Below are 13,684 nucleotides of genomic sequence, written 5' to 3' on the forward strand. Positions count from 1 at the left end.
CTCAGAAGAAGTCGATCGAGACCTGCAGCAGGCGCTCGACCTCGGGCACGTCGCCGGACATGCAGAAGAGTGCCACGACATCGCCCTCGTCGATGCGGGTGTCGCCCGTCGGCTTCACGACCTTGTCGCCCTTCATCAGCGCGCCGACCAGCACGCCCTCCGGGAACTCGATCTCGCGCACGAGCCGTCCGGCGATGGGCGAGGTCGAGAGGACCTGCGCCTCGATCACCTCGGCCTCGGCATCGCCGATCGAATAGATTGCCCGCACCCGTCCGTGGCGGATATGGCGCAGGATCGACGACACGGTCGTGGCGCGCGGGTTGATATAGGCGTCGATGTCGAGCGCCCCCATCAGGGGGACCAGCGTCGGGTCGTTGATCAGCGCGATCGCCATCTTGCAGCCGGCCTGCTTGGCGCGCACGGCAGCGAGGATGTTGGTCTTGTCGTCGTCGGTGACCGCGAGCACGGCGTCGGCGCGGTCGACATTGGCCTCGGCGAGAAGCTCCATGTTCATGCCGTCGCCGTTCAGCACGATCGTGCGTTCGAGCGCGTCGGCCGCGCGTTCGGCGCTCTCGCGGTTCTTCTCGATCATCTTGGCACGGATTCGGTCGGTGCGCGCCTCGAGCGCGCGTGCCACCGCAAGGCCGACGTTGCCGCCGCCGATGATCACCACACGCTCTTGCTTCTTCGTCGCCTTGCCGAAGATGTCGAGCGTGCGATTGACGTCCTCGACATGCGAGAAGGCGTAGATCTGGTCGCCCGCATAGAGCTGGTCGTCGGGCTCGGGCGCGAAGAGCCTGCCGTCGCGGCGGATGCCGACGACAATGGCGCGGAGCGTCGAAAAGAGGTCGGTGAGTTGGCGCAGGGGCGTGTTCAGCACCGGGCAGTCTTCGTCGAGGGCAACGCCGAGAAGCTGCGCCTTGCCGTTCATGAAGCTCTCGGTGTCGAAGGTCGATGGCGCGGCGAGACGCTGCAGCGCCGCCTCGGCCACCTCGCGTTCAGGGCTGATCACCACGTCGATCGGCAGGTGGTCGCGGCGATAGAGGTCGGAATAGATCGCGTCCATGTAGGACTGGGCGCGGAGCCGCGCGATCTTGCGGGTAATGCCGAAGACCGAATGGGCGACCTGGCAGGTGACCATGTTCACCTCGTCCGAATAGGTCGCGGCGATGATCATGTCGGCATCGCGCGCGCCCGCGCGCTCAAGCACGTCCGGATAGGAGGCGAAGCCCGCCACGCCCTGCACGTCGAGCGCCTCGGTCGCGCGGCGCACCAGCTCGGCGTTCATGTCGACGACGGTGACGTCGTTCCTCTCTCCTGAGAGGTGGCGCGCGATCTGCCAGCCGACCTGGCCCGCGCCACAGATGATCACCTTCATGCCCGATCTCCCGTACGAGGCCGACGCTCTTGATAGGCGCGCGCCCGCAGGCGGTCAACGGCGCAAGCAAGCACCGATCTCAGACCAGTCACGGCTGTTGCGCTGGCACCGTGTCGAGATCGCGCTCAGACATCTTCCTCCTCGAACTGGGCGACCCGCGCGCCGGTTTTCGAACTGGTCACGACGCCGAGCGACTTCAGCTTGCGGTGGAGCGCCGAACGTTCCATGCCGACGAAGGTCGCAGTGCGGCTGATATTGCCGCCGAAGCGGTTGATCTGGGTCAGAAGGTACTCCCGCTCGAAAAGCTCGCGCGCCTCGCGCAGCGGCAGCGTCGCGAGCCCGCCGGACAGGAGAATCCGCCCGTCCTCGCCGCCCGCATCGTTCTGGCTGGGCAGTTCGCGCGCGTCGATCGGACCGCTCGCCTCGCCGAGGATCAGAACCCGTTCGATGACGTTTCGAAGCTGGCGGATGTTGCCGGGCCAGGCCATCGTCTGCATCAGCGCGTCGGCCTCTTCGCTTAGGTCCCGAAGCGGCAGGCCCTGGCCCTTGTTGAAGGTCTCGACGAAGTGGCGCGCAAGCTCGGGTATATCCTCGCGCCGCTCCTCCAGCGTCGGTACGGCAATCGGTACCACGTTCAGCCGGTCGAAAAGCTCCTGGCGGAACCGGCCCGCGGCGATCTCGCTCGGGAGATTGCGGGTGGTTGACGAGATCACCCGCAGATCGACGCGCACTTTGTCGGCGCCGCCGACGCGGGTGAACTGCTGCTCGGTCAGGACGCGGAGGATCTTCGACTGGGTGCCGAGCGGCATGTCGGCCACCTCGTCGAAATAGACGACGCCGCCATGCGCCTGCTCGAGAAGGCCCTTCTCCACGCCGCGTTCCGGCGTTTCCCGGCCGAACAGGACCTCTTCCATCCGCTCGGGCTCGATCGAGGCGGAGGAGACGGTGACGAACGGCCCGCTCGCCCGGTTGGAATTGACGTGGATGTAGCGCGCGGCCACCTCCTTGCCGGACCCCGGCTGGCCGGTCAGCATCACCCGGCCGTTCGACTTCGTGACCTTGTCGAGTTGGCCCTTCAGCACCCGGAACGCCGGCGAGTTGCCGATCATCTCGGAGGAGCTGACGTCACGCCGCCGCAGCGAGGCGTTTTCGCGCCTGAGCCGCGAGGTTTCCATCGCGCGGGTGATTACCACGGTGAGCTGGTCGATGTTGAAGGGCTTCTCGATGAAGTCGTAGGCGCCCTGCTTGATCGCGGCGACCGCGATCTCGATGTTGCCGTGGCCCGATATGATGATGATCGGCACATCGGGATTGTCGCGCTTCACGGTCTTGAGGATGTCGATCCCGTCCATCCGGCTGTCCTTGAGCCAGATGTCGAGGATCATGAGCGCAGGCGGCTCGTTGTTGATCTCGGCCATGCACTCGTCCGAGTTGGCCGCGAGCCGTGTCGTAAAGCCTTCGTCCTTCAGGATATCCGAGATCAGTTCCCGGATGTCGCGTTCGTCGTCGACAATCAGAATGTCATTCACTGTCCACCTCCGGCGGCTTCCATCGCCTTCTCCTTCTGTGTCCGGCCGGATCGTGCGCGCGGCAGGCGAATCTCGGCCAAAGCGCCACGCCGGGCGCCGTCCTGGAACGGGTCGGCGTCGCTCAGCGTCAGCGTGCCGCCGTGTTCCTCGATGATTTTCTTGACGATCGGCAGTCCGAGCCCGGTGCCCTTCTCGCGGGTCGTCACATAGGGCTCGAACAGCCTTGCACGGTCCTCGGGTAACCCGATCCCGTTGTCGGCGATGCGGATCGTGACGAGATCCTCGCTCGCTGTCATGCTCACTCGCACCTCCGGCGCATACCCTTCTGTTGCGCCAGTTTCCATATAGCTTTCAACCGCCTCGCCGGCGTTCTTTATAAGGTTCGTCACCGCCTGCGAGATCATGGTCGCGTCCAGTTCGACCACCACCGGTTCTCCCGGCAGGTCGGCCACCAGCGCCGCCCCGTGCAGGGAGCCCTCCTGCAGGGTCACGGCATCGCGCATCAGCTTCGACAGGTCGTGATCGCGCCGGTCGGGTTCCGGCATGCGGGCGAATTTCGAGAACTCGTCGACGATGCGCCTGAGATCGCCGGTCTGGCGAACGATGACGTCGGTCATCTGGCCGAGCGCCTCGGCCTGGTCGCCGACGAGGCTTGTGAACTTGCGCTTGATCCGCTCCGCTGAGAGCTGGATCGGGGTCAGCGGGTTCTTGATCTCGTGCGCGATGCGGCGCGCGACATCGCCCCAGGCGGCCATGCGCTGTGCCGAGACGAGTTCGGTCACGTCGTCGAAGGCAACGACGTAGCCCTCGAGCCGCCCGTCCGAGTTGCGCCGGATCGCCATCCGCACGAGCAGGCTTTCCAGCCGCCCGCCCCGGCTGATCTTGATCTCCTCCTGCGCCACTTCGCCGATCCCCTCGCGGAGCCGGTCGAAGAGCGCCGCGAATTCGGGCACGGCGTCCGCGAGGGCGCGGTCGTGGTCGCTGGTCTCGTCGAGTTGAAGCAAGCGGGTGGCGGCGCGGTTGAGGAAGTCGACCTTCCCCTCGGCGTCGAGGCCGATGACGCCGGACGTGACGGACGACAGGACCGAGTCGAAGAGCCGCCGGCGCCGTTCGGTGATGCGGTGACTGTCGATCAGTGCCTGGCGCTGGGTATTGAGTTGCCGCGTCATCTGGTTGAACACGCGGCCGAGCATGGCGATCTCGTCGTCGCCCTCCTCCTCGACCACCTGCACCTCGAGATCGCCGGCCCCGACGCGTTGCGCTGCACCCGCGAGCCGCCCGACCGGGCGTGACAGCCGCTCGGCGAACCACAATCCCATCCAGATCGCCGCAAGCACGAGGATCAGCGCGAAGCCGATGTAGACGAGGCCGAATTCGAACACGACGCGGCCGCGCGAGGCTTCGAGCTGCTTGTAGAGGTCCACGGTCGCGCGGGTTTCGTCGAGCAGGCTGAGGATCTGGCCCTTCACGTCGCGGCTGACGTAGAGGAACCGGTCCGCGAAGGCGGGCAGCGCGACCAGCGCGCGGAACTCGTTGTTCGACCAGTCCTCGATCAGCACCGTCTCGCCTTCGCGGGCGCGTTCGATCTGATCCGCTCGGGGTTTCTCAAAATCGAAGAGATAGCTGCGTTCGCCGCGCGCCTTGAGTTCGCCGCCGCCGTCGATCACATAGGCCTCGCGCAGCCCGCGCTGGATCTGGGTCTGGCCCTGGGTCAGAAGCTGGCGCAGGTCGCTGTCGGAAAGCAGGAACGTCTCGCGGCGGGCGGCGTTGAGATATCCGCCGAGCGCCTCGGCATCGGCGATCAGGTCGCGCCGGTGTTCTTCCTGGTAGGCCTCCGCAGCGGAAAGCGAGGTGCCGACCACGCCGCGCACGCGGTCCGAGAACCAGCCTTCGAGGCCGATGTTCACCGTGAGCCCGGCAAAGACCGCGACGAGGATCGTCGGCACCAGCGCGATGCCCGCGAAGACCCCCGTCAGCCGCAGGTGCAGCCGCGAGCCGGCCGATTTCGCCCGCCGCGCCGCGATCATCCGCGCGAGCCGCGAAAGCACCATGCCGCCGAGCGCGAGGAAATAGACGAGATCGGCGAGCAGGATCAGCCGCAGGGCGTTCGAATCGGCGCCCTGTCCGAACGGTCCGAGGCCGATGAACGTCGTCAGCGCGAGAAGCGGGCCGAGAATGACGAGCCCGAGCGTCACATAGTTCTGGAAACGCCGCTGCTTGCGCAGACGTGTCAGCCTGTCCGTCGAGAAACTGCGCGCTAAGCCCTGCACGAGCTCGCCCCTGTATATTGGGCCGCCTCAGCGGCCATCGCCGATATCTCGTGGTCCTTGCGCCGCTTGCCACCGGCGGGCCACGTTGTGTTGCTGTTTTACATCAACTTGCGGCGCCGTGTCACGCGGATATCAAGGTCGGTAATCTTCTTGCGCAAAGTATTGCGATTGATGCCGAGAAGATCGGCGCATTTCGCCTGGTTTCCGCTGGTCGCGTCGAGCGCGATCTCGATCAGCGGGGTCTCCATCTCCTTGAGAATGCGGTCATAAAGGCCGGGCGGCGGCAGTCCGTCGCCATGCAGGTCGAAATAGCGCTTGAGATGCCGCGCGATCGAGGCCGAAAGCCGCTCACCCTCCTCCGCGGCCCCGGCGCGGGGCAGTTCGGCCGGCGCTGGCCCGAGTGCCGCGTCGACTTCGGCGCGGGTGATTTCGGCGCCGAGCGCAGTAAACATCAGCCTACGAATCGTGTTCTCGAGCTGGCGCACGTTGCCGGGCCAGCGGTAGGCGCGAATGAGAGCGGTGGCCTCGTCGCTCAGCCGCCGCGCCGGGGCGCCGTCGCGCTCGGCGCGGGCGAGGAAATGCTCGGTCAGGAGCGGGATGTCATCCACCCTCTCGCGCAGCGCGGGCACCGCGAGGGTGACGCCGCCGAGCCGGTAGTAGAGATCGTTTCGGAACCGGCCCGCCTCCAGCTTCGCCGCCAGATCCTCCTGGCTCGTCGCGAGGATCCGCGGCGCGTTGTCGGTGAACGTATCGAACATCCGCACGATCCGGCCCTGCAGCTCGGAATCGAAATCCCCTACCTCGTCAAAGACGATCGTGCCGCCCCGGGCGCGGGCGATGAGCGATGACGGTCCGTCGACGCCGTGCAGGTCGGCGGCCTGGGCGGTGATGAAGGGCATCGTGCGGCGGTCGGAGAAATCATGGATCGCGCGGGCCACGAGCGACTTGCCGGTGCCGGATTCGCCGGTGATCAGCACCGGCAGATCGGCGTTCATGACCCGCGCCACGAGCCGGTAGAGCGCCTGCATTGCCGGGGTGCGGCCGACCAGCGGCAGGTCCTCGGCGGCCTCGCGCGGCGCCGCTGCGGCCGGCGCGGTGCGATGCTTCTGGCTCAACGCGCGCGAGGCGCGCTTCATCAGGTCGGGCAGGTCGAAGGGCTTCGGCAGGTAGTCGTAGGCCTCGGCCTCGGCGGCCTGGATCGCCGTCATGATCGTGTTCTGGGCCGAGATCACGATCACCGGCAGGCCGGGGCGCACGGCGGCGATCTTCGGCAGTGCCTCGATGCCGTTGCCGTCGGGCATGACCACGTCCGAGATCACCAGGTCGCCCTTGCCCTCCTCGACCCAGCGCATCAGGGTCACGAGCGAAGAGGTCGCATGGACCTTGCAGCCCGCACGCGTCAGCGCCTGGGTCAGCACCGTTCGGATCGTGCGGTCGTCATCGGCGACAAGGACGGTGCCATCCATCAGAAGCCCTCCTCAGGTTTCGGGGCGACGGGAAGCGAGAGGCGGAAGGTGGTGCGCCCGGGCACGGAATCCGCGGTGATCCAGCCGTCGTGATCGGCGACGATCTTCGAGACGAGCGCGAGCCCGAGCCCGGTGCCGTTCTCGCGCCCCGAGACGAAGGGATCGAAGATCGCCTCGGCGATCTCGGGCGGGATGCCCGGCCCGTCGTCGCTGACCTCGATCTGCAGCGGCAGCGACGTGCCACTGCCGTCGGCGCGCCGCAGCCTCAGCGCGTGGTCGTAGAAGGTGCGGATCCGGATCGTGCCGGGCTGGCCCTTCGCCGCCTCGGCCGCGTTCTTCAGGAGGTTAAGCACCACCTGCAAAAGCTGGTCGGCATCCCCCCGCGTCGGCGGCAGCGAAGGGTCGTAATCCTCCTGGATCGTCATATGCGCGGCGAAACCGAGGATCGCGGAGCGCCGCGCCCGGTCGAGCACGTCGTGGATATTGACCGCCCGCGCCTCAGGCGGGCGCAGGTTGCCAAACTGCTCGACCTGTTCGAGAAGCTTCACGATACGCCGGGTCTCGGCCACGATAAGGTCAGCGAGTTCGATGTCTTCCGGCCCGAGGTTCATCGACAGGAGTTGCGCTGCCCCGGTGATCCCGGCCAGCGGGTTCTTGATCTCGTGCGCCAGCATCTCGGCCATGCCGATGGCCGAGCGGGCAGCCGATCTCATCCCCTGCCCGCGCCCCAGTCGCTCGGCAAACTCGCGCGGCGAGATCATCAGGAGGATCGTGCCCGGCGCATCCGCCAGCGGCGCGGCCTGCAGGTTGCAGGTCACCGGCGCCCGTTCGCCCGTGCCGACGTCGACATCGTTGATGAAAAGCGAGGCATTGTTGGCGCGCACCCGGGCGAACACCTCCTCGAGCGGCGCGTCGATCGCGAGGCGGTCGAAGACCGGCTGACCCGCAAAGGATCGTGCCGACATGTTGAGAAAGAGCTCGGCCGCGGGATTGAGGTCAAGCGCCCGGTCTTCGGCATCAATCAGGATCGCCGGCACCGGCAGCGAGGCCCAGAGCGTCGCGGCGGACGGCAGCGTCATGCCGCCCGCCCCACGAGGGCGCCGCCGATCCCGGCGCGGATCAGGGCATGCACCTCGACCGGATCCGTCGCCACCATGATCCGCGCCCGCAGGCGCGCCTCCATCCCCGCCTCGTCGGCATACCAGCCGAGATGCTTGCGGGCGATCCGGACCCCGAGCTCGCGCCCGTAGAACGACAACATTGCCTCGTAATGACCTGAAATCATGTCCGAAAGCGCCATCCCTTCCGGTACGGCCGGAGCCGGCCGGCCATAGAGCGCCGCCGCGATTTCGGCGAGCCGCCACGGCGCCCCTTGTGCGCCCCGCCCGACCATCACCCCGTCTGAGCCGGAAGCCGCGAGGGCCGTCCGCGCGGAGGCGACACCGATGATATCGCCATTCGCGATGACCGGGATCCGCACCTCCTCCTTGACCGCGCGGATCGCCGCCCAGTCGGCGCTGCCCTTGTAGAACTGCTGGCGGGTGCGGCCATGCACGGTGATCATCCGGACCCCGGCCGCCTCGGCCCGCCGGGCGAGTTCGGGCGCATTGAGGCAATCGGCATCCCAGCCGAGCCGGCATTTCAGCGTCACCGGCAGATCGACCGCGCCCACCACCGCCTCGATCAGCCCGAGCGCATGGTCGGGATCGCGCATCAACGCCGAGCCCGACAGCCCGCCGGTGACCTTCTTGGCCGGGCAACCCATGTTGATGTCGATGATCCGCGCGCCCATGTCCGCGACGATGCGCGCCGCCTCGGCCATCGCCCGTGCCTCGCGGCCGGCAAGCTGCACCGAGGTCGCGGTGCTGTCGGCAAGCCCGAGATCGGTCCGTGCCTTGGCCCGGACCGAGGGCTTCTCGGTCAGAAGCTCTCCGGAGGCCACCATCTCGGATACGGTGAGGCCCGCGCCGAATGACGCGACCAACCGCCGGAACGGCAGGTCGGTGATGCCCGCGAGCGGGGCGAGCAGGACCGGCGGGTCGAGCGTGACCGGACCGAGATCGAGCGCCATATGCCTAATCCTTGTGCAGGTGCCCTTCTGTTAGTCGGCCTTGCCATGAAAGGCAAACGGAACGGCCCGCCGGATCGGGTCCAGGCAAGAGTTGCCCGGTTTTTGGGCGCTTCTGCCGCAGGGCGCGACCAGCCGCGCCATTGCCGGAACGCGCCGGGGCGATTAGAGCAGGAGAAAACGGAGGACGGCGTGGCGGAAGACGCGAAGACGGCGGTGATCATCGTTGCGGCGGGCCGCGGCATGAGGGCCGGAGGGGCCGAGCCGAAACAATGGCGGCAGATCGGCGGGCGGAGCCTCCTGTCCCGCACGGTCGAGGCCTTCGCAGGCGTTGGCCGGATCGTCGTCGTGCTGCATCCCGACGACATGGCGCGCGGGCTCGCCGCGTTCGCCGGGCGGGTGACGCTGGTCGCCGGGGGCGCGACGCGCGCGCAATCGGTGCGCAACGCGCTGGAATCGCTTGACCCCTCCCGGATCGACCGGGTTCTCATCCATGACGGTGCCCGCCCCTTCGTCTCGGCTGCACTCATCGAGAACGTTCTCGGCGCGCTCGACACCAAGCCGGCCGCGGCGCCGGCGCTTGCCGTGACGGATGCGCTCTGGACCGGGGCGGAGGGACGCGTCACCGGCATCCGGCCGCGCGACGGGCTCTTTCGCGCCCAGACCCCGCAGGGTTTCCGCTTCGCGGAGATCCTCGCCGCCCACCGCGCCTTTCCGGGCGACGCCGCCGACGATGTCGAGGTGGCGCTGGCCGCGGGGCTTGACGTCGCCATCGTCGAGGGCGAGGAGGAGAACATCAAGATCACCTGGCCCGGCGATTTCGACCGCGCCGAACGGAAAGTGGGGCTTGGGATGGATGTCCGCACCGGAAGCGGCTTCGACGTGCACGCCTTTAAGGCGGGCGACCATGTCATGCTCTGCGGCGTGCGGGTGCCGCATACGCAAGCGCTGCTCGGCCATTCCGACGCCGATGTCGGGATGCACGCGCTGACCGACGCGATCTACGGCGCTCTGGCCGAAGGCGATATCGGTCGCCATTTCCCGCCCTCGGACCCGCAATGGAAGGGGGCCGCGAGCGAGACCTTCCTCGCCCATGCCGCTGAGCTTGCGCGATCGAGGGGCTACCGGCTCTCGAACGCCGATGTGACGCTGATCTGCGAGCGCCCGAAGATCGGCCCGCATGCTATTGACATGGCAGGGGAACTCGCGCGGATCACCGGCGTGGAGCCGGACCGGATCAGCGTCAAGGCCACGACCTCAGAGCGGCTCGGCTTTACCGGTCGCGAGGAGGGAATCGCCGCCCTCGCTTGCGTGACGCTGGTGAAGCCATGACGCTGCCGCGACTCATCGCCACCTGGTTCGGCACCGGGCTCCTGCGACCCGCTCCGGGCACCTGGGGCTCGGCGGTCGCGGTGGCGCTCGGCCTCGTGATCCACGGGATCGGGCATTTCCCGCTCCTGCTGGCCGCGACGATCCTCGTGATCCCGCTCGGCTTCTGGGCTACGGCAGGGGCCGTCGCGGGACAGGCCGACAAGGACCCCTCGGAGATCGTCATCGACGAGGTGGCGGGCCAGTGGATCGCGCTCCTCTTTCCCTCCGCCGGGTTCTGGTGGGCCGGGCTCGACAGTTGGCACTTCCCCTGGCCGGGCTGGGTCGCGGCCTTCCTCTTCTTCCGGCTCTTCGACATCTGGAAGCCGGGGCCCGTCGGCCGCGCCGATCGTAAACATACCGCCGCCGGCACGATGGAGGATGACCTCTGGGCCGGTCTCTTCGCCGGTGTAGCGACGATGATCGCCGCCGGCCTCTGGCACGGGGTCATGCGGCTGTGAACCGGGCGGCGACGCTCCTGTCGCTGGCGCGGTCTCGAGGCGCCATGATCGCCACGGCGGAAAGCTTCACCGGCGGGCTGATCGCGGGCGCGGTCACCGAGGTCGCGGGTGCTTCCGACATCTTCGACCGCGGCTTCGTCACCTATTCAAACGCCGCCAAGGTCGCGATGCTCGGCGTGTCGGAGGCGACGCTCGCGGCTCACGGCGCCGTCAGCGAGGCGGTGGCGCGCGAGATGGCCGAGGGCGCGCTCGCCCGCTCCGGGGCGACGCTCGCCGTCGCCGTCACCGGCATCGCTGGGCCGGGCGGATCCGAGCACAAACCCGAGGGGCGGGTCTGTTTCGGCCTCGCCCGCAAGGGCGCGCCGACGCGCGTCGAGACGGTGGAGTTCGGCGCCCCTGGCCGCTCCGAGGTGCGGGCGGCGTCGGTCGCGCATGCGCTCGACCTCCTGATCGCCGCACTCGGCGGCTGATCCGCGCCGCGCTGGTTTTTTCGTCACAACCTCGGGAAACCGCCCAAATTGCGGGCAGATTGCAAACTGCCCTGATTTTCGGCGCGTTTCCGAAGAACGGGCTTTGCGCGACGGCCACTTCACGCTTTTCCGCGCGGACAGGAATGCTCGCGAAAGGAAATGCAGATGAATGGCGCCGATACCGCCTGGATCCTCGTGGCGACGGGCCTCGTCCTCCTGATGACGTTGCCGGGATTGGCGCTGTTCTACGGCGGGCTCGTCCGGGCGCGGAACGTGCTCTCGGTCTTCATGCACTGCTTCGCGGTCGCCTGCCTGATGAGCGTGCTCTGGCTCGTATGCGGCTACTCGATCGCCTTCGGCGGCGAGGACCCGCTCTGGGGCGGCCTGTCCCGCGCCTTCCTCGCCGGCGTCGATGCAACGACCGTGAAGGGCACCCTTCCCGAGGTGCTGTTCTTCGCCTTCCAGATGACCTTCGCGATCATCACGCCCGCGCTCTTCCTCGGCGCCTTCGCCGAGCGCGTGGGCTTCGGCTTCGTCCTCCTCTTTTCCGCGCTCTGGATGCTGCTCGTCTACGCGCCGGTCGCGCACTGGATCTGGGGCGGCGGCTTCCTCGCCGATGGTGGGATCTTCGGCGCGACGGGCACGAAGGACTTCGCCGGCGGGATCGTGGTGCATGAGACCGCTGGCCTCGCCGCGCTGGTCCTCGCGGTGATGGTCGGCCCGCGCAAGAACCGCACCACGCCGCCGCACAATCCGGGCTTCGTGGCGATCGGCGCGGGGCTCCTCTGGGTCGGCTGGTTCGGCTTCAACGGCGGCTCGCAGCTCGCCGCCGACGGCGGTGCGGCGATGGCGATCACCGTCACGCATCTCTCGGCCGCGACCGCCTCGCTCACCTGGGCGCTCTGGGAGCGGGTGAAATTCGGCCGCGCCTCGCTCGTCGGCCTCGTCACCGGCACCATCGCCGGGCTCGCCTCGATCACCCCGGCATCCGGCTTCGTCGGTCCGCTCGAGGCGCTGGTGATCGGAGCGGTCGCGGGCGTCCTTTGCCAGGAGGCGGTGGCGCTCATCCGCAACCGGATCCGTATCGACGACACGCTCGACGTCTTCGCCGTCCACGGCGTCGGCGGCATTTTCGGCACGGTGATGATCGCGGCCTTCGGCGCGGGCAGCTGGACCGCGCAGCTCGGCGCGCTGGCCATCGTCGGGGTCTTCACCGTCGCCGCGACCTGGATCCTCGCCAGGCTCGCGGGGCTCGTCACGCCGATCCGGGTCGACGCGGAAACCGAGTTCAACGGGCTCGACATCGCCGCCCACGGAGAGCGTGCCTACGACATCACGTCGTAGGCGCGCTCGACCTGTCGCGTGAACGGGGCCCTCGGGGCCCCGTTCTCCTTCGGATCAGACCTGTCCGTAAAGCGCCGCCGCGCGGGCCTCGAAGGCGCGCACGACGCGGTGCATCGCCTCGTCGAACACCACGCCAATCAGCTTTTGCAGAATCGCGTTGCGGAAGGCGAAATCGACGAAGAACGACACCTCGCAGCCCCCCACGGCGCGGTCGCGGAAGTTCCAGCTCGACTGCAGGTGATGGAACGGCCCGTCGAGATACTCCGTCTCGATCCGCCGCTCGTCAGGCCAGAGCACGACCCGGCTGCCGAAGCGTTCGCGGAACACCTTGAACGAGATCACCAGGTCGGCCTCCATCAGCTCGGACCCGTCCTCGCGCTTGCGCCGTGTGCGGATCCGCGCCGCCGCGGTCCAGGGCAGGAACTCGGGATAGCGTGCGACATCGGATACCAGATCGTACATCTGCGCCGCGGTGTAGGGCATCGTCCGCGTTTCGGAATGTGTCGGCATCCCCATCCCCTTGGTGACTCTGGCGGCCCATGTCGCTAAATGGGAGCACAAGATCAAGAGGGCCCCATGCCGCACAAACCCTATGTCATCGACGAAATGATCTCGGCCAAGGCCATCGCGGCACGGGTCGAGGCGCTCGCCAAGGAAATCACGCGGGCGTTTGGCGGTACCGACAAGCTCGTCGTGGTCGGGCTCCTGCGCGGCTCCTTCGTCTTCATAGCCGATCTGGTGCGCGAGATCGACCTGCCGGTCGAGGTCGATTTCCTCGAAGCCTCCTCCTATGGCAATGCGATGGAAAGCTCGCGCGAGGTGCGGATCCTGAAGGACCTGCGCGGCGAGATCTCCGGCCGCGACGTCCTTGTCGTCGAGGACATCGTCGACACAGGATTCACGCTCAGCCATGTCGTGCGGCTCCTGAAAAGTCGCGAGCCAAGGCGGCTCGAGGTCTGCGCGCTGCTCGACAAGCCCTCGCGGCGCGAGGTCGATATCCGTGCGACCTGGACCGGGTTCGAGATTCCGGACGAGTTCGTCGTGGGTTACGGCATCGACTTCGCGCAGCGCAACCGCAACCTGCCGCATATCGGCAAGGTGCGCTTCACCGAACCGGAGGCCGGTGAGCCGGCATGAACCCGATCCATCTCCTGCGGATGGCGCGGATCGCCCGCCACCCGCCGTCGCGAAACCGTGTCCTGCTCGTCGCGGCGGTGGTCGTGATTTGCCTCGCCTTGGCCGGGCTCGAACGGCTCGGTCTCGCGCCCGGTGGCGCACTCGTCGATCCCGGCGGCACCGTGCCGAAGGTGCGCCCGCTGCCCTGAACCTC

Annotated in this window: 13 protein-coding genes; 6 read left to right on the forward strand and 7 right to left on the reverse strand. The window is 67.9% G+C overall.

What is annotated here, in order from left to right:
- Nucleotide 1: 1 nt before the first annotated feature.
- From trkA to dusB, 6 genes are all read right to left on the reverse strand, one after another.
- Nucleotides 2-1,378 (reverse strand): Trk system potassium transporter TrkA, encoded by a 1,377-nt coding sequence (gene trkA / locus OM960_RS05995; RefSeq protein ID WP_263332911.1) that lies wholly within the window; start codon nt 1,376-1,378, stop codon nt 2-4.
- A gap of 125 nt (nt 1,379-1,503) precedes the next feature.
- Nucleotides 1,504-2,907, reverse strand: a complete 1,404-nt coding sequence (gene ntrX, locus OM960_RS06000; protein WP_263332913.1) for a nitrogen assimilation response regulator NtrX — start codon at nt 2,905-2,907, stop codon at nt 1,504-1,506.
- Nucleotides 2,904-5,177 carry a sensor histidine kinase NtrY-like gene (locus OM960_RS06005; protein ID WP_264771361.1) on the reverse strand — a complete coding sequence of 758 codons (2,274 nt, stop codon included), beginning with the start codon at nt 5,175-5,177 and terminating at the stop codon, nt 2,904-2,906. The genes ntrX and OM960_RS06005 overlap by 4 nt, the downstream gene beginning before the upstream one ends.
- A gap of 98 nt (nt 5,178-5,275) precedes the next feature.
- Nucleotides 5,276-6,643, reverse strand: coding sequence for a sigma-54 dependent transcriptional regulator (locus tag OM960_RS06010; RefSeq protein WP_263332917.1), 1,368 nt, complete (start codon nt 6,641-6,643; stop codon nt 5,276-5,278).
- Entirely contained in the window at nt 6,643-7,722 is a 1,080-nt protein-coding gene (locus tag OM960_RS06015; protein WP_263332919.1) for a two-component system sensor histidine kinase NtrB, read from the reverse strand. The genes OM960_RS06010 and OM960_RS06015 overlap by 1 nt, the downstream gene beginning before the upstream one ends.
- Nucleotides 7,719-8,714 (reverse strand): tRNA dihydrouridine synthase DusB, encoded by a 996-nt coding sequence (dusB, locus tag OM960_RS06020; protein WP_264771362.1) that lies wholly within the window; start codon nt 8,712-8,714, stop codon nt 7,719-7,721. The genes OM960_RS06015 and dusB overlap by 4 nt, the downstream gene beginning before the upstream one ends.
- Before the next feature lie 189 nt (nt 8,715-8,903).
- Between dusB and OM960_RS06025 the strand changes: the two genes are divergently transcribed.
- The 4 genes from OM960_RS06025 (at nt 8,904) to OM960_RS06040 (ending at nt 12,354) form a co-directional block, all read left to right on the forward strand.
- Nucleotides 8,904-10,043, forward strand: a complete 1,140-nt coding sequence (locus OM960_RS06025; RefSeq protein WP_264771363.1) for a bifunctional 2-C-methyl-D-erythritol 4-phosphate cytidylyltransferase/2-C-methyl-D-erythritol 2,4-cyclodiphosphate synthase — start codon at nt 8,904-8,906, stop codon at nt 10,041-10,043.
- Nucleotides 10,040-10,540, forward strand: coding sequence for a phosphatidylglycerophosphatase A family protein (locus OM960_RS06030; RefSeq protein WP_264771364.1), 501 nt, complete (start codon nt 10,040-10,042; stop codon nt 10,538-10,540). The genes OM960_RS06025 and OM960_RS06030 overlap by 4 nt, the downstream gene beginning before the upstream one ends.
- Nucleotides 10,537-11,010, forward strand: coding sequence for a CinA family protein (locus OM960_RS06035; protein ID WP_264771365.1), 474 nt, complete (start codon nt 10,537-10,539; stop codon nt 11,008-11,010). Before OM960_RS06030 ends, OM960_RS06035 begins: the two co-directional genes overlap by 4 nt.
- A gap of 165 nt (nt 11,011-11,175) precedes the next feature.
- Nucleotides 11,176-12,354: an ammonium transporter gene (locus tag OM960_RS06040; protein ID WP_264771366.1), complete on the forward strand. Its 1,179-nt coding sequence runs from the start codon at nt 11,176-11,178 to the stop codon at nt 12,352-12,354.
- Between the two features lie 54 nt (nt 12,355-12,408).
- Here the strand turns inward: OM960_RS06040 and OM960_RS06045 are convergent, their stop codons facing one another.
- Nucleotides 12,409-12,864 (reverse strand): type II toxin-antitoxin system RatA family toxin, encoded by a 456-nt coding sequence (locus tag OM960_RS06045; RefSeq protein WP_264771367.1) that lies wholly within the window; start codon nt 12,862-12,864, stop codon nt 12,409-12,411.
- 66 nt (nt 12,865-12,930) lie between these two features.
- On the opposite strand from OM960_RS06045, the gene hpt reads away from it, so the two are divergent.
- Together hpt and OM960_RS06055 are read left to right on the forward strand one after the other, a co-directional pair.
- A complete protein-coding gene (gene hpt / locus OM960_RS06050) occupies nt 12,931-13,491 on the forward strand; it encodes a hypoxanthine phosphoribosyltransferase (RefSeq protein ID WP_263332933.1) in 561 nt (186 codons plus the stop codon).
- Nucleotides 13,488-13,679: a hypothetical protein gene (locus OM960_RS06055; protein ID WP_263332935.1), complete on the forward strand. Its 192-nt coding sequence runs from the start codon at nt 13,488-13,490 to the stop codon at nt 13,677-13,679. Before hpt ends, OM960_RS06055 begins: the two co-directional genes overlap by 4 nt.
- Nucleotides 13,680-13,684 lie beyond the last annotated feature (5 nt).

Source organism: Defluviimonas salinarum (genome assembly GCF_026013545.1).
Lineage (GTDB): Bacteria > Pseudomonadota > Alphaproteobacteria > Rhodobacterales > Rhodobacteraceae > Albidovulum > Albidovulum salinarum.